At 62.8% G+C, this 16113-nt stretch carries 16 protein-coding genes; 12 read left to right on the forward strand and 4 right to left on the reverse strand.

The window, feature by feature from the left end; genetic code table 11:
- On the reverse strand, positions 1–1809 hold the full coding sequence (locus PQU96_RS09650; RefSeq protein ID WP_272772131.1) for a TolC family outer membrane protein: 1809 nt from the start codon (positions 1807–1809) through the stop codon (positions 1–3).
- Positions 1810–2094: 285 nt separating this feature from the next.
- On the opposite strand from PQU96_RS09650, the gene PQU96_RS09655 reads away from it, so the two are divergent.
- Together PQU96_RS09655 and PQU96_RS09660 are read left to right on the forward strand one after the other, a co-directional pair.
- Positions 2095–2721, forward strand: coding sequence for a transglutaminase-like cysteine peptidase (locus tag PQU96_RS09655; protein WP_272772267.1), 627 nt, complete (start codon positions 2095–2097; stop codon positions 2719–2721).
- A gap of 11 nt (positions 2722–2732) precedes the next feature.
- A complete protein-coding gene (locus PQU96_RS09660) occupies positions 2733–4646 on the forward strand; it encodes a bifunctional diguanylate cyclase/phosphodiesterase (protein WP_272772132.1) in 1914 nt (637 codons plus the stop codon).
- 148 nt (positions 4647–4794) lie between these two features.
- On the opposite strand, the gene PQU96_RS09665 is transcribed toward PQU96_RS09660, so the two are convergent.
- From PQU96_RS09665 to PQU96_RS09675, 3 genes are all read right to left on the reverse strand, one after another.
- Positions 4795–5517, reverse strand: a complete 723-nt coding sequence (locus tag PQU96_RS09665) for a Tim44 domain-containing protein (RefSeq protein WP_272772133.1) — start codon at positions 5515–5517, stop codon at positions 4795–4797.
- A gap of 249 nt (positions 5518–5766) precedes the next feature.
- Positions 5767–6468: a tRNA (N6-threonylcarbamoyladenosine(37)-N6)-methyltransferase TrmO gene (gene tsaA / locus PQU96_RS09670; protein ID WP_272772134.1), complete on the reverse strand. Its 702-nt coding sequence runs from the start codon at positions 6466–6468 to the stop codon at positions 5767–5769.
- A gap of 68 nt (positions 6469–6536) precedes the next feature.
- Positions 6537–7289, reverse strand: a complete 753-nt coding sequence (locus PQU96_RS09675; RefSeq protein ID WP_272772135.1) for a GNAT family N-acetyltransferase — start codon at positions 7287–7289, stop codon at positions 6537–6539.
- Positions 7290–7557: 268 nt separating this feature from the next.
- On the opposite strand from PQU96_RS09675, the gene mnmG reads away from it, so the two are divergent.
- From mnmG to atpA, 10 genes are all read left to right on the forward strand, one after another.
- Entirely contained in the window at positions 7558–9450 is a 1893-nt protein-coding gene (mnmG, locus tag PQU96_RS09680; RefSeq protein ID WP_272772137.1) for a tRNA uridine-5-carboxymethylaminomethyl(34) synthesis enzyme MnmG, read from the forward strand.
- 106 nt (positions 9451–9556) lie between these two features.
- A complete protein-coding gene (gene rsmG, locus PQU96_RS09685) occupies positions 9557–10183 on the forward strand; it encodes a 16S rRNA (guanine(527)-N(7))-methyltransferase RsmG (RefSeq protein ID WP_272772138.1) in 627 nt (208 codons plus the stop codon).
- Positions 10180–10971 (forward strand): ParA family protein, encoded by a 792-nt coding sequence (locus PQU96_RS09690; RefSeq protein ID WP_272772139.1) that lies wholly within the window; start codon positions 10180–10182, stop codon positions 10969–10971. Before rsmG ends, PQU96_RS09690 begins: the two co-directional genes overlap by 4 nt.
- A gap of 2 nt (positions 10972–10973) precedes the next feature.
- Positions 10974–11831: a ParB/RepB/Spo0J family partition protein gene (locus tag PQU96_RS09695; RefSeq protein WP_272772140.1), complete on the forward strand. Its 858-nt coding sequence runs from the start codon at positions 10974–10976 to the stop codon at positions 11829–11831.
- A complete protein-coding gene (locus PQU96_RS09700; RefSeq protein ID WP_272772141.1) occupies positions 11782–12285 on the forward strand; it encodes an ATP synthase subunit I in 504 nt (167 codons plus the stop codon). Before PQU96_RS09695 ends, PQU96_RS09700 begins: the two co-directional genes overlap by 50 nt.
- Before the next feature lie 10 nt (positions 12286–12295).
- The gene (gene atpB / locus PQU96_RS09705) at positions 12296–13108 is read left to right on the forward strand and encodes a F0F1 ATP synthase subunit A (protein ID WP_272772142.1); all 813 of its coding nucleotides are present in this window, start codon (positions 12296–12298) and stop codon (positions 13106–13108) included.
- 63 nt (positions 13109–13171) lie between these two features.
- Positions 13172–13459 carry a F0F1 ATP synthase subunit C gene (atpE, locus tag PQU96_RS09710; RefSeq protein WP_047968194.1) on the forward strand — a complete coding sequence of 96 codons (288 nt, stop codon included), beginning with the start codon at positions 13172–13174 and terminating at the stop codon, positions 13457–13459.
- 49 nt (positions 13460–13508) lie between these two features.
- Positions 13509–13979 carry a F0F1 ATP synthase subunit B gene (locus PQU96_RS09715; protein ID WP_272772143.1) on the forward strand — a complete coding sequence of 157 codons (471 nt, stop codon included), beginning with the start codon at positions 13509–13511 and terminating at the stop codon, positions 13977–13979.
- Between the two features lie 7 nt (positions 13980–13986).
- Positions 13987–14523 carry a F0F1 ATP synthase subunit delta gene (locus tag PQU96_RS09720; protein WP_272772145.1) on the forward strand — a complete coding sequence of 179 codons (537 nt, stop codon included), beginning with the start codon at positions 13987–13989 and terminating at the stop codon, positions 14521–14523.
- 8 nt (positions 14524–14531) lie between these two features.
- Entirely contained in the window at positions 14532–16073 is a 1542-nt protein-coding gene (gene atpA / locus PQU96_RS09725; RefSeq protein WP_272772146.1) for a F0F1 ATP synthase subunit alpha, read from the forward strand.
- Positions 16074–16113 lie beyond the last annotated feature (40 nt).

The following is a 16113-nucleotide window of genomic DNA, read 5'->3' on the forward strand; positions in this document are numbered from 1 at the left end:
TTACGGTTTCGGCTTGGTGACGCGGCGTTTGACGGCGGCTTTCGGTTTCACTGCGCCCATCGGTGCCTGTTCCTGGAAGGTCACCACCACGCGGCGATGGCTAGGGTCGGTCGGCGCCAAGTTGGGCAGCAGCTTGCTGCTGCCGTAGCCGACGCTGTCCAGACGATCCGCCGGTACACCCTTGGTGATCAGGTAGTCGCGTACCGCGGCAGCCCGGCGCTGCGACAGCGGCAGGTTATGGCTGGGGCCGCCGGTGGTGTCGGTGTGGCCTTCCACCACGAAGCGCTTGGTGCCCAGTTCCGGCATCAGCAGGGTGCTGGCCAACTGGTCCAGGGTCGCATTGCTTTCCGGACGGATGCGTGCCGAATCCAGGTCAAACTGGACTTGCACGTTCACCGAGACATTGCGCTCGATGGCCGATGGGGTGGTCTTGGCGACGATGGTGTCGTCATTGAAGGACTTGGCAGCGATCTTGCTCTTGTCCAGTGGCGAAGCCGGGGTGTAGTCGGACGGGCAGGCCGGCACGGTCAGGTCGTCGACGCTGGCCAGCGAGCTGTCCTGCGGCTTGATCTGCAGCGCTTCCAGCAGGCGGCCGGATTCGCCCAGCACGCGGTAGATCGCCAGTTGCTGGTTCAGTTCGGCGTTGAGCAGCTCGCGGCGGGCGTCGAACAGTTCGTTTTCGCTGTCCAGCAGGTCAAGCAGGGTGCGTTGGCCGATGTCGAACTGGCGGCGATAGGCATCGCGTGCCTTTTCGGTAGACAGTTGGTGCTGGCGCAGTGCGTCGAGCTGGGTGGTCAGCTTGGATACGTCGTTGTAGGCGATGCTGACCTGTTGGCGCATGTCGCGGCAGGCCTTGATGCCCAGGGCCTCGGCCTCGTTCTGGCGTTCGGCCGAGGAGGCGAGACGGGCGCGGTCGGCACCGCCACGGAACAGGTTCATGTTCAGGACCAGTTCCACCGCCTGCTGTGAGTTGCGGCCGGAGATACCGTCCTTGTTATTGATGGCTTCCTTGGTGGCACGTAGGTCCAGTGTCGGCGAGAACGCGCCGCGGCGCATGCTGACGTCAGCTTCGGCAGCGCGGTAGAAGGAGCGGGCAGCCAGCAGCGTCGGGTTGTGTTTGTCTGCCAGCGGCATCAGCTGGTCACCGGCAGGCAGCAGCCCCAGATCCAGCACCGGCAGTTTCAGTTCTGCCGGAGGCGGCGCGCCGATGATGCGGGCGTAACGCGCCGAGACATCGTGCAGGTTGGAGATTTCGTTGATCAGGTTGGATTCGGCGAGGCCGAGACGGCCATTGATCTGCTCCAGATCCACGCGGCGGCCGACGCCTTGCGTCACGCGTTGCAGGATCTGCTCGTAGATGCCCTTGTGGATGGCGTAGTTGTCTTCGGCGATCTCGACCAGCTTGCTGTAGCGCACCACGTCGATGTAGGCGCGCGAGGCTTCCAGACTCTGCTGTTCGGCAGAGGCCAGATACTCGAAATAGCGGGCACGGCTGGTATAGTCCAGCTGCTTGACCTGGTTCACGGTCATGAAGCCCTGGAACAGGTTCTGGTTCAGCGTGGCGGTGTAGCCGTGACGGTTGAACGTGCGGCTGACGACAGAGCCGTCGGTCTGCGGCTCGCGCAGGCGTTCGCGACCGGTACTGTAGCTGAGGTCGACGGTCGGGAAGAAACCGGCACTGGCGACGCCTTTCTCTTCCGCGGTGGCGCGGAAGTTGTACCACTTCATGCCGACTTCCGCGTTGTTCTGCACCGTTTGCGTGATCGCATCCTTCAATTCGAACGCAAAGGATGCGGAAGGGATAACCATGGTCAATAATGCTGCCAGGGTACAACCGTAGAGGTGTTTGCGGCGGAAGTTCATGATAGCCTCGTCAAACCAGTAATTATTAATCGGCAGTTGCAAGTAATTAAATGCAAGATTAAGACAATGTATTGTCGGAAGTGATTTAAGAAGTGTCAAGGGAAAGATAGATCACCGTTGACGAGATGGATAGGCAGATTTTGATAGGTCACGGTCCGCATGCTTGGCAAGCGCTTCATTTACAAGATCGCAGTCTGGCTGCCCCGATGTGGGCGGAGAGGCTTGCTGGCCGTGCCTTTGCTGCTGGCTCTGACCGGGCTGGTGCTGGCGGAGCTGAGTGCGGAGCGGGTGCAGCAGCTGTACGGCGTGCAGGCGCTGCGCGTTTACCGCGACTGGCAGCAGCTGGTATTGCAATTGCGGCGCGACAGCAATGAAGACAACCGCGTGCGCGATGTCAATCAATTCTTTAATCAGAAATTGAAATATGTTGAAGATGCGGAATTGTGGCGACAGGCGGACTACTGGGCAACACCGCTGGAAAGCATGGCCAAGGGTGCCGGCGACTGCGAGGATTTTGCGCTGGCCAAGTACTTCACCCTGCGCGAGCTGGGCGTCGCGCCGCAGAAACTGCGCATGATCTATGTCCGTGCCCGCATCGGCGGCCCGGCCAGCCCCATCACCCAGGCGCACATGGTACTGGCCTATTATTCCACGCCGACCGCCGAGCCGCTGGTGCTGGACAACCTGATTTCCAGTATCAAGCCGGCCTCGCAGCGTGGCGACCTGCAGCCGGTGTTCAGCTTCAACGCCGACGGTATCTGGGTCGGCGCCGGCGCGGCCCCCAACTCCAGTGTCGACCGGCTGACCCGCTGGCGACAGTTGATCGACAAAATGAAGGCCGAAGGCTTTATTAACTGAGAGCGGCACCGATGAAACGCGTTTCCCTGATTCAACAGCTCTGGTTTCTGGTGGTGGCGGCGGTGGTGCTCGCGGCGGCGGGCAGCCTGACCGCCAACCTGTTCAACGCCCGCAACTATCTGCAGCAGCAGCTCGCGGCGCAGAGTGCCGATGCGGCCAACTCGCTGGCACTGCTGATCACCCAGAACCAGGCTGACCCGGCGATGGGCGAGACGCTGATCAACGCTGCCTTCGACCAGGGCCACTTCCACCGCATTTCCTGGATCGGCGCCGACGGCAAGCCGCGGGTGCAGCGCATCAATGCCTACCAGTCCGGCAGCGCACCGGCGTGGTTTCGCAACATTTTCACCCTGGCGCCGACGCCGGCGCGGGCGATGGTCAGCAGCGGCTGGATGCAGGCCGGCACCATCGAGGTGGAAAGCGAAGCCGGCTACGCTTACGCCTCGCTGTGGGAAGGCGCGCTGCAGGTGTCGTTCTGGGTGCTGATCGCCGGGCTGGTGGTGGGCGCCATCGGTTCCTTCGGCGTCAACACCATCCGCAAGCAGCTGCTGGGCGTGGTCAACCAGGCCAAGGCGATTACCCAGCGCCGTTTCATCACCATCCCCGAGCCGTCCGGCCCGGAGATGGGGCGGCTGGCGCAGGCGATGAATGCGATGGTGATCCGCGTCAAGATGATGTTCGAGGAAGAGGCCGCACGGCTGGAGGTGTTGCGCCGCCAGGTCAACTTCGACAGCGTTACCGGACTGGCCAACCGGCAATTCTTCATGGGCCGTCTCGGCGCCGGCCTGCATGAGCGCGAAGACGAGCGCAGCGTGCTGCTGCTGATGCGCATCGAGGCGCTGGCCGACATCAACAGCAAGCTGGGCCGTCCGCTGACCGATGAAATGCTGGGCCAGTTCGGTGCCGTGCTGCGCGATCCGCAACGCTTCGGTATCGACAGTCAGGCGGCGCGCCTCAACGGTGCCGATTTCGCGCTGCTGTTGCCGGCGAGCCGGGCCGAGGTCGCCAGCCTGCAACAGCTGCACGACGAGCTGCACGCGTTGCTGAGCAGCTTTGCCGCGCAACCGGTCGTACTGGCGATGGCGGCTACCGACCTGCGCGACGGCGATACCGTGCGCGACATCATGTCGCGGCTGGATCAGGCGCTCGCGCAGTCCGAGTTTGGCGCCGGTGTACGCATCGAGCTGGCCGGCAGCAACGTCAACAAGCCGCCGGCACCAACCGCGGAAGTGTGGGGCGGCATGCTCGATCAGGCGCTGCGGGACGAGGGCCTGCGCCTGGTGCGCTTCGCGGTGCGTGACCGTCAGGGGGCGCTGCTGCACGAGGAGGCGCCGCTGCGCCTGCGCCAGGGCGAAGCGTGGCTGCCGGCCGGCCAGTTCATGCCGATGGCGATCCGTACCCGGCGCGTGGCGGGGCTGGATCTGGCGGCGGTGGCGATGGCGCTGCGGCAGCTGGCGGCAGAGCCGGACTGTCCGGGTATCGCCGTCAACCTGGCGGCGGAATCGCTGGCCAGCGAGCACTTCCTGCGCCAGCTGGTGGCGCAGATCCGCGAGCATGGCCACAGCGCCGCGCGGCTGTGGCTGGAGATGCCGGAGGCCGGCATCCTGCCGCGTTTCGACGCCTTCCGCGCGCTGTGTCTGGCGCTGGCCGAGCTGCCGTGCAAGCTGGGGATCGAACACTTTGGCCGCCAGTTCAGCCTGATCGGCCAGCTGCACGACCTGGGCATCGACTACCTGAAGATCGACGGCAGCTTCGTGCAGGACATCCATCAGCACGCCGGCAACCAGGTGTTCCTGAAGGGGGTGTGCAATATCGCGCACAATATCGGCCTCGGCGTGATCGCCGAAGGGGTGAAGCAGGAACAGGAGCAGCAGGTGCTGTTCGAACTGGGTTTTGACGGCGTCACCGGCCCGGCGGTCCGCTGAGGGTTGCTTGCCCCAGTCGTAGCGCCGAGTCTGTCTGCAGGAGTGCGGCAAGGTTGGCCGCAATGCCCGGCGCCGGCTTGTCGCCGGCTGTCCATGAAAAACGCCGCCCGATGGGGCGGCGTTGTGCATTGCATGCACGGCTAGCGGATCAGCTCTGCTGAATGCCGGCGATCAGCCACTTCGCGCTGTTGCTGTCGTCTTTCACGTAGTGCCACACCTCGCTGAACGGTACCGGCGCGCTGCCGACGCTTTCGCTGACGGTGCCGCTGAAGCGGACGCTGGCGATCATGCGGCCGCCTTCGTTGACGGCTTCGATCACGGTGCAGTCCAGCTGCGGGAAGTCGGCCGCTTCACTGTTGCTGCTGATGTCGTCACGCAGCGCGTTGAACAGATCCGGCGTCATGTACTTGCGTACTTCTTCCAGGCTTTCCGCCGAGTTCAGGTTCTGCAGGTGCAGGAAGGTGGCCTTGGCCTGGCGCAGGAAGTGCGGAATCTCGGTTCCGTCCGGCAGGCGCTGCAGGCTGGCCGGTGGCGGGGTCAGTCCGCTGCCGCCCTGCGGCTGCATGCCGGAGCCGATCGGCGGAATGGCGCCGTTGGGGCCGGCAGCGGCCGGTTCGAAGCGGCTGGCGTTCGGCATCGACATCGGACGTGGCGCTTGCTGACGCTGGCGGTTGGCCGCACGGTTGCGGAAGAACGACAACAGGGCCAGACCGCCCAGACCGCCGACAATCACGGCCATCCACGGGAAGCCGCCGTTGGTGCCGCCAAAGGCGGAGCTCAACATGTAGCCGGCAGCGGCGCCGACGGCGCCTGCAGCCAGCATGCCGCCAATACCGGAGCCTTTTTGCTGGCCGGCGGCGGCGGGTGCCATTGGCGCAGCAGGCTGTGCCGGTGCTGCGCTTGGTTGTTGGTAACTTTGGGTCGGGGTGGCACGCTGCATGCCGGCACTACGGCCTTTCCCCAGTCGCGCGGCGTCGGCAAATGGCGCCGCCAGTACGCTAATGAGTGAGAGGGCCAGCAAAGCGGTCTTCGCTCGGGAAGTCATGTTGTCAATCTCCAGTGTAAGCGGCACATCCGTGTTCGGAAGGTCCGGACGCAGTTCGACCGGGTGCCGCGCGGATTAGTTCTGGGTGGGTGCCGTTATTTCAAGTACCGTCACCACATTATCGGCAATGCCGAACACGATGTTGCAGCCGGCCAGACGCATGCCGTAGCGCCGCTGCGGGTCATCCTGGTAGGCGGGGCGCGGATCCTGTGCCAGCACTTCTTCAATCAGCTGCGGCAGCCACGTCGGGGCTTGCGTCCAGGCTTGCAGCTGCGTACGTGCGCTCTCGCTCCAGCGTACCGTCAGCTGCGGTGGCGGGCCGTCGACGAAGCCGCCGCGGGCGTCGGGCTTGGCTTCCACAAACGGGATGTAGGGCTTGATGTCCAGCACCGGCGTGCCATCGAGCAGGTCGGCGCCGCTCAGCTGCAGCGTGACACCGTGGCGGGTGTCGATGCCCTGCAGTGCCACCAGCGACAGCCCGAGGCCGTTGGGGCGGTGGGTGGCGCGGCTGGCGAACACGCCGACCTTGCTGTTGCCGCCCAGCCGCGGCGGGCGCACCAGCGGCTGCCAGCCGCGCGCCAGCGTGTCGTGGAACACGAAGGTCAGCCACACGTGGGAGAAGTCTTCCAGTCCGCGCACGCAGTCGGGCTGGTTGTAGGGCGGCAGCAGTTCCAGCGTGACCGGGGCGGACGGGGCCAGTGCCGGCTGGCGCGGAATGCCGAATTTTTCCTGATACGGCGAGCGGATGATGCCGACGGGGGTGACTGAATATTCCATCCCGCGATTGTAACAGCGCGCCAAAGGTTGGCCGCAAGGTGCAGCGGCGGCCAACCTGGCGGTGCGGCTCAGCTGGCGGCGAAGTGCTTCTGGTGGCGCAGGTCGAGGCGGCTCATCGGCAGCAGCATGAAGAAGTCGGCACAGTTGAAATCCGGATCCCACGCCGGCTCGCCGCACACCCAGGCACCGGCTCGCAGATAGCCCTTGATCAGCGGTGGCAGCGGTGCCGGTGCGGCGTCGTCCTGCACCCGGTACAGCGGCAGGGGCAGGTGCGGCGTCACCCGCCACTCCGGTGGTGCCAGGTGCTTGCCCTCCAGCTGGCGGTAGAGGCTGACCGCCTGATGACCGCCGTCAGCGAGGCTGACGCTGGCGCAACCGGCCAGGTACTGGCCGCCCTGCTGCCGCACGTAGTCGGCGAGGCCGGCCCACAGCATGGCGATGACTGCGCCGCGGCGGTAGTCCTTGTGCACGCAGGAGCGGCCGACCTCGATCACGTGGTCGCGGATGCCGGCCAGTCGCGACAGCTCGAACTCGTGCTCGGAATACAGTTGCGACAGCTGCCGCGCCCGCTGTGGTGGCAGCATGCGGTAGGTGCCGACCACCTTGCCGCTGGCGTTGTCCTCCACCAGCAGGTGGTCGCAGAAGGCGTCGTAGTCGTCGCGGTCGATGCCCTCGGCGGCGGAGGCCAGTTGCGCGCCCATCTCGGTGGCAAACACCTGGTAGCGCAGCTTCTGTGCGCGGCGGATGTCCTTGTCGCTGCGCGCCAGTCGCACGCTTAGCCGGGGGGCGGTGCTGACCGCCAGTTGTTCGCTCAATTGCATGCTGCATTCCTGTGCGGGGTCGATGGCTGCATGCTAAACGGCGATTCTGACGGCGCCGTGTCCACACCATGAACGGCGCATGACCGGCCGGTGAAACCCCGATGACAGCCAGGATGATGAAAATCAACGGCTTAGCGCGATGGCGGATTTCGGTTACAATGTCCGGTTCTTTCCATAGCCGGGCAGGTGCTGCCGGTTGCGGCCAACCTTGATACGGTGGCGGCACGGCGGCAACGGCTCACAGTCTTATTTAGCAGGCGGGCATTTCATGATTTATCCGACGACCTTTGACGTGATCGTGGTGGGCGGCGGCCATGCCGGGACCGAAGCCGCGCTGGCGGCTGCGCGCATGGGCTGTAACACCTTGCTGCTGACCCACAATATCGAGACGCTGGGGCAGATGTCGTGCAACCCGTCGATCGGAGGCATCGGCAAGGGTCATCTGGTCAAGGAAGTGGACGCGCTGGGCGGCGCCATGGCGCTGGCCACCGACATCGGCGGCATCCAGTTCCGCACCCTGAACGCCTCCAAGGGCCCGGCGGTGCGCGCCACCCGCGCCCAGGCCGACCGCGTGCTATATAAAGCGGCCATCCGCGAGATGCTGGAAAACCAGCCCAACCTGACGCTGTTCCAGCAGCCGGTGGACGACCTCTTGATCGAGGGCGACCGTGTCACTGGCGCCATCACCGCCATCGGCATCACCTTCCGCGGCAAGAGCGTGGTGCTCACCGCCGGCACCTTCCTGTCCGGCAAGATCCACGTCGGGCTGGAAAACTACAGCGGCGGTCGCGCCGGCGATGCCGCGGCGTCGACGCTGGGCGAGCGCCTGCGCGAACTGAACCTGCCGGTGGGGCGCCTGAAGACCGGCACCCCGCCGCGTATCGACGGCCGCAGCATCGACTTCAGTGTGATGGAAGCGCAGCCGGGCGACACCCCGGAGCCGGTGTTCTCCTATCGCGGCAGCCGCGCGCTGCACCCGAAACAGCTGCCGTGCTGGATCACCCACACCAACGAACGCACCCACGACATCATCCGCAGCGGTTTCGCGCGCAGCCCGATGTTCACCGGCGTGATCGAAGGCGTCGGCCCGCGCTACTGCCCGTCGATCGAGGACAAGATCAACCGCTTTGCCGACAAGGACAGCCACCAGATCTTCCTGGAGCCGGAAGGCCTGACCACGCACGAATACTATCCGAACGGGATTTCCACCAGCCTGCCGTTCGACATCCAGCTGGCGGCGGTGCGCTCCATTCCCGGCCTGGAAAACGCGCACATCTTGCGCCCCGGCTACGCGATCGAGTATGACTACTTCGACCCGCGCGGGCTGAAGTCGACGCTGGAAACCAAGGCCATCCACGGCCTGTTCTTTGCCGGTCAGATCAACGGCACCACCGGCTACGAGGAAGCGGCGGCGCAGGGTCTGCTCGCCGGCCTCAACGCCGGCCTCTTCGCCCGCGAACAGGCGGGTTGGTGCCCGCGTCGCGACGAGGCCTACCTCGGCGTGCTGGTGGACGACCTGTCCACCATGGGCGTGTCCGAGCCATACCGCATGTTCACCAGCCGTGCCGAGTTCCGCCTGCAGCTGCGCGAGGACAACGCCGACCTGCGCCTGACCGAGGTTGGCCGCAAGCTGGGCCTGGTCGGTGACGCGCAGTGGGACGCGTTCTGCCGCAAGCGCGACGCGGTGGAGGCGGAAAAGCAGCGCCTGGCCACGCACTACGTGCATCCGGGCAAGCTGCAGCCGGGCGAGGACGAGGCGATGTTCGGCCAGAAGCTGGCGCGCGAGTACAGCCTGCACGACCTGCTGAAGCGCCCCAACATCAACTATCGCCAGCTGATGACCCTGTCACAGGCGGGGGAGGGGGTGGCTGACGAGGTGGTGGCGGAGCAGGTGGAGATCCAGGTCAAGTACCAGGGCTACATCGACCGCCAGAACGAGGAAGTGGCCAAGCGCGAGCAGCTGGACGACGTCAAGCTGCCGCTGGACATCGACTACGTGCTGGTGAAGGGGCTGTCGAAGGAAGTGTCGCAGAAACTCAACCAGCATCGCCCGGAGACGCTGGGCCAGGCCTCGCGCATTCAGGGCATCACCCCGGCGGCGATCGCGCTGCTGCTGGTGCACCTCAAGCGCGGCTTCAGCGACGCCCGTCACGGCGCCTGAGCGCCAAATTGCTGCACTGCGCTCCGGAGTGCCGACTTCGGGGCGCATTTGTTTTTGATACCCGTTACAATCGGGCTATTCGTTTCCAATCATTGCCCACTTCATCATGACGCACCACGCAGAACTTACCCAAGGGTTGGCCGCAATCGGCCTGGAGCTGACGCCGGAGCAGATCACTCTGCTGGAGGGCTATCTGGGCCTGCTGGCCAAATGGAACCAGACCTACAACCTGACCGCCATCCGCGAGGAAGAGCGCATGGTCAGTTACCACCTGCTCGACAGCCTGACGCTGGTGCCGCACCTGGCCGGCGGCACGCGCCTGCTCGACGTCGGCTCCGGTGGCGGCATGCCCGGCATCCCGGCGGCGATCGCGCGTCCGGACCTGCAGGTGGTGGTGCTGGACGCCAACCACAAGAAGACCACCTTCCTGCGCCAGGCGGTGATCGAGCTGAAGCTGCCGAACGTGGAAGTGATCACCGAGCGCGTCGAGGCCTACCAGCCGGCGCAGAAGTTCGATCGCATCACCAGCCGCGCCTTCTCCGAGCTGGCCGAGTTCGTCAAGCTGTCCAAGCACCTGCTGGCCGACGGCGGCGAGTTCGTGGCGATGAAGGGGGTGTACCCGTACGAAGAAATCGCGCAGCTGCCGGAAGACTTCGCGGTGTCCGAAGTGTTGCCGCTCTCCGTGCCCGGCCTTGATGCCGAGCGTCACCTCGTGCGCGTCGTCGCCAAATGACGGCACGCATCATCGCGGTCGCCAACCAGAAGGGCGGCGTCGGCAAAACCACCACCGTCGTCAACCTGGCGGCCAGCCTGGCCGAGCAGGGGCGTCGGGTGTTGATCGTCGATCTCGACCCGCAGGGCAATGCCACCATGGGCAGCGGTATCGACAAGAGCACGCTGTCGCGCTCGGTCTATCACGTGCTGCTGGCCGAGCACGATATCGGCGAAGTGCTGCAGCCGGCGAAGCAGGGCGGTTACGATGTGCTGCCGGCCAACCGCGACCTGTCGGCGGCCGAGGTCGAGCTGATGCAGGAACTGGCACGCGAGGCTCGGCTGAAGAACGCGCTGGAGCAGGTTGCGGCCAACTATGACTACATCCTGATCGACAGCCCGCCGTCGCTGAACCTGCTGACGCTGAACGGGCTGGTGGCGGCGCAGGGCGTGCTGATCCCGATGGTGTGCGAATACTACGCGCTGGAAGGGCTGACCGACCTGGTCAACACCCTGCGCAAGGTGCGGCTGGCGGTCAATCCGAAGATCGAGATCATGGGCCTGCTGCGCACCATGTTTGATGCCCGCAGCAACCTGTCGCAACAGGTGTCAGAACAGCTGGCGCGCCACTTCGGCGACAAGGTGTTCGATACCGTCATCCCGCGCAACATCCGCCTGGCGGAGGCGCCCAGTCACGGCCTGCCGGCACTGATCTACGATCGCAACGCCCGCGGTGCCCAGGCTTACATCGCCCTCGCGGCGGAGCTGACTGCCCGTCTCGAACCGCAAACAACCACAGCAGAACAATAAAGATGGCCAAACTCAAAGGACTGGGCCGCGGTCTTGACGCGCTGCTCTCCACTGTCGAATCCGTTGACGACCGCCTGACCGCACTGGCGATCGAGCGCATCCGCCCCGGCAAGTACCAGCCGCGCAGCCAGATCGACGACGTCGCACTGGAAGAGCTGACGGCCTCGATCCGCGCTCAGGGCGTGATCCAGCCGGTGGTGGTGCGCGAGGTCGGTCTCGGCGACTACGAGCTGATCGCCGGCGAGCGCCGCTGGCGCGCCAGCCGCAAGGCAGGTCTGGCCGAGATCCCGGCGGTGATCCGCAGCGTGTCCGACGAGGCAGCGCTGGCAATGGGGCTGATCGAGAACATCCAGCGCCAGGAGCTGGACCCGATCGAGGAAGCGCGTGGCCTGAAGCGGCTGATCGACGAGTTTGCCCTCACCCACGAGGCCGCCGCCGAGGCGGTCGGCCGTTCGCGTAGCGCGGTCAGCAACCTGCTACGGCTGCTGGCGTTGCCGGAGCCGGTGCAGCAGATGCTGCACGACGGTCGCCTGGAAATGGGCCATGCCCGCGCGCTGCTGCCGCTGCCGGTGCTGGAACAGATCAGCCTGGCGCAACAGATTGCCGCCGACGGCCTGACCGTGCGCGAGGTGGAACAAAAAGCGCAACAGCAGGATGCCAAGGTTGGCCGCAAGCCTGCCGTGCCGGCACGGCAGGATGCCGACGTGCGCCGGCTGGCGGAAACGCTGTCCGAACAGCTGGGCATGAGCGTCAGTTTGCGCAATGCGGCACGCGGCAACGGCAAGCTGATCATCGAATATGCAAATCTGGATGAACTTGACCGGCTGCTGGAAAAACTGCAAGCAAAATCAAAGTCGTGAGCCTGATTCTGGCCATAAACAGCGGAACGAAGCAAAGTTGACGCTTTCGTCACGCCAAGCCTATAATCGTCCGATTTTTTACGATTCAGACATGATTAATCCAGACGCCAAACGCGTAGTTCGCATCCAGCTCAGACTGACGCTGCTTGCCATGTTGGTTGGCCTGGTGGCTGCCGAAGCACCGCTGAATGCCGCCATGTCTGTATTGTTGGGTGGCTTGTGTGCCATCATCCCGGCGCTGGTGTACATACGCATCGCCGGCACGCTGCAGCGTGGCGACCCTGCGGCCATCATGCGCAGCCATTACCGCGCTGCCGCGGCAAAATTTATACTGACACTGCTTCTATTTGGTGGTGTGCTCGTGTTTTTCAAGGATTTATCGGTGCCGGGATTGTTTGGTGGCTTTATCGCTGCCACTTCCGCGTACTGGTTCGGGCTTCTGATCAAAAATTGAGACCAAAGCAATGGCAAGCAACGCAACTGAATATATCCAGCATCACCTGACGTTCTGGAAATCATCGCACGAAGGCGGCTTCTGGACCCTGCACCTCGATACCTTCTCGGTGTCGTTGATCCTTGGCTTCATTTTCCTGGCCGTGTTTGCCTCCGTGGCACGCAACGCCAAGATGGAAAACCCGGGTCGCCTGCAGATGTTCATCGAAACCATCGTCGAGATGGTCGATACCCAGGTAAAAGAGATTTTTCATGCCAAGAGCAAAGTCATCGCCCCGCTGGCACTGACCATTTTCGTCTGGATTTTCCTGATGAACACCATGGACTTGCTGCCGGTTGACCTGGTTCCGATGGCGGCACAGTGGGTTGGTTACACCTTCTTCGGTGCCGATCCTCACCACACCTATTTCCGTGTCGTGCCATCCGCTGACGTGAATGCCACTTTCGCGATGTCGCTGTCGGTCATGCTGTGCATCATCGGCTTCTCCATCTCGGCCAAGGGCCTGGGTGGCTGGATCAAGGAGCTGTTCACCGCGCCGTTCCATGCCGAAGGCCTGGTGATGAGCATCATCCTGGCGCCGGTGAACTTCGCGTTCCAGCTGGTTGAACTGGCCGCCAAGCCGATCTCTCTCGCACTTCGTTTGTTCGGTAACATGTACTCCGGCGAACTGATCTTCATCCTGATTGCACTGCTGCCAGTTGCGTTCCAGTGGATTCTGGGCGCGCCATGGGCGATCTTCCACATCCTGGTGATCACCCTGCAGGCCTTCGTGTTCATGATGCTGACCATCGTGTATCTCAGCCTCGCGGTAGAGAAGCACTGATTCAACGATTTTCTTAGTACCTTTTTTCAAACCATCCTTGCACTTAGTCTTTAGGAGATTTAAATGGAAGCTCTCGTATCTCAGATCCAGTCGATGACCGCTCTGGCCGCAGCCCTGATCATTGGTCTTGGCGCGATTGGCACTGCTCTGGGTTTTGCCATCCTCGGCGGTAAGTTCCTGGAATCGTCCGCTCGTCAACCTGAGCTGATCCCTGTTCTGCAAACCAAACTGTTCATTATCGCCGGTCTGCTTGACGCGATCTCCATGATCGGTGTGGGTGTTGCCATGCTGTACACCTTCAACAACCCGTTCCTGACTGCAGCTATCGCTGCCGTTAAAGCTGGCGCTTAATTTTTAACGCAAGCGGTTGTTGTCGTAACCCCACTGGAGGAAAACAAGCGTGGAATTCAATGCAACACTACTAGGCCAGGCGATCACCTTCGCTATCCTGGTATGGTTCACCATGAAGTTTGTTTGGCCTCCGCTTACCAACATGATGGACGAGCGTGCCAAGCGTATTGCTGATGGCTTGGCCGCTGCAGAGCGTGGCAAACAGGATCTGGAAGCAGCCGAAAAGCGCGTTGCTGACGAACTTCGTCAGGCAAAACAACAAGCTACCGAGCTGATCCTGGCCGCTGAAAAGCGTGCCAACCAGATCGTGGATGAAGCCAAGGACGCAGCTCGCACCGAAGGTGCAAAGCTGGTGGCGGACGCGAAGGCCCAGATCGATCAGGAAGTTTTGCGTGCCAAGGAGTCGCTGCGTGAGCAGGTTGCCTCCCTGGCCGTGAACGGCGCGGAAAAGATCCTGCGCAAAGAGATCGATGCAGCCAAGCACGCTGATCTGTTAGCTTCCATCAAAGCGGAGTTTTAAACAACTCATGGCAGAACTTATTACCGTAGCAAGGCCCTATGCCGAAGCGGTATACAGCCTGGCCGCCGAGCAGCAGTCGCAGGCCAAATGGTCTGAAGCGCTCGCGTGGCTGGCTGCCATGGTGACAAACCCGGACGTGGCCCAGGTGGTCACCAACCCGAAACATACCGCGCAAGAGGTTGAGGCGCTGTTGTTGGACGTGTTGGGTGAACGTGGTAGTGACGACATCAAGAAATTTGTTGTCACCCTCATCGAAAACCGCCGTCTGACATTGTTACCGGAAATTGCAAGCCAGTTTGAACAGCTGCGAGCCAAGTCCGAGGGAGTCATCGACGCAGTCGTCGAAACGGCTTTCCCGCTGACCGAAGCTCAGCAAGCCGATCTGATTGCCGCGCTTACCAAGAAGTATGGCAAGACCGTACGGATTGAAGTGCGCGAAGCTGCCGAGCTTATCGGCGGCGTACGCATTCTGGTCGGTGATGACGTGATTGATGCGTCTGTGAGCGGCAAACTGCACGCAATGGCGGCAAGCCTCAAGAATTAGGAGAGATCATGCAGTTGAACCCCTCTGAAATCAGTGACCTGATCAAGGCGAAGATTCAGAACCTGTCCGAAGGCGTAGAGACGCGTACCAAAGGTACCGTGATCTCCGTAACCGACGGTATTGTTCGTATCCATGGCCTGACAGACGTGATGCAGGGTGAAATGCTCGAGTTCTCGGGCAACACCTTTGGCCTGGCCATGAACCTGGAGCGTGACTCCGTTGGTGCCGTGATCCTGGGCGAGTACGAGCACATCTCCGAAGGTCAGGAAGTTAAGTGTACCGGTCGCATTCTGGAAGTGCCGGTTGGTCCTGAGCTGGTTGGCCGCGTGGTAAACGCGCTGGGTCAGCCGATCGACGGCAAGGGTCCGATCAACGCGACCAAGTCCTCGCCGATCGAGAAGATTGCTCCGGGCGTTATCGCCCGTCAGTCCGTTTCGCAGCCTATGCAGACCGGCCTGAAGTCCATCGACTCCATGGTGCCGGTTGGCCGTGGCCAGCGTGAGCTGATCATTGGCGACCGTCAGACAGGCAAGACCGCTGTCGCACTGGACGCGATCGTTAACCAGAAAGGCACCGGCGTTGTCTGCATCTACGTAGCCGTAGGCCAGAAAGCATCGTCGATCGCCAACGTGGTACGCAAGCTGGAAGAGCACGGTGCGCTGGGTCACACCATCGTTGTTGCCGCGACCGCTTCCGAAGCCGCCGCGCTGCAGTTCATTGCCCCGTACTCCGGTTGCGCAATGGGCGAATACTTCCGCGACATCGGTGAAGATGCACTGATCGTATACGACGACCTGTCCAAACAGGCTGTTGCCTACCGTCAGATCTCGCTGCTGCTGCGTCGCCCACCGGGCCGTGAAGCCTATCCTGGCGACGTATTCTACCTGCACTCCCGTCTGCTGGAACGCGCTTCCCGCATCAACGAGGACGAAGTAGAGAAGCTGACTGGTGGCGCCGTCAAAGGCAAAACCGGCTCGCTGACCGCACTGCCGATCATCGAAACCCAGGCTGGCGACGTTTCCGCCTTCGTTCCGACCAACGTGATTTCGATTACCGACGGTCAGATCTTCCTGGAAACCGACCTGTTCAACGCCGGTATCCGTCCTGCGATCAACGCCGGTATTTCGGTGTCGCGCGTGGGTGGTGCAGCCCAGACCAAAGTCATCAAGAAGCTGGGCGGTGGTATTCGTCTGGCCCTGGCCCAGTACCGCGAACTGGCTGCGTTCTCGCAGTTTGCTTCCGACCTGGACGAAGCAACCCGCAAGCAGCTGCAGCACGGTGAAGTGGTTACCGAACTGATGAAGCAGAAGCAGTTCTCGACCCTGTCGACCGCCGAAATGGCGCTGACACTGTGGTCCGTTAACAAGGGTTACTACGAAGATGTGCCAGTGAAGAGCGCGTTGGCTTTCGAAGCCGCGTTCCTGGCCTATGTTCGCGCCAACCATGCTGACGTACTGACTGCAACGGATGCGAGCGGTGACCTGTCTGCCGACAACGAAAAAGTACTGGCCTCGGCGATCGCGTCGTTCAAGGCTGGCTACAGTTTCTAAACTGAGTCTTTCGGACAACCTCGAGTTAAAGAAAGGTTCG

The organism is Vogesella margarita, from assembly GCF_028548475.1.
GTDB lineage: Bacteria > Pseudomonadota > Gammaproteobacteria > Burkholderiales > Chromobacteriaceae > Vogesella > Vogesella margarita.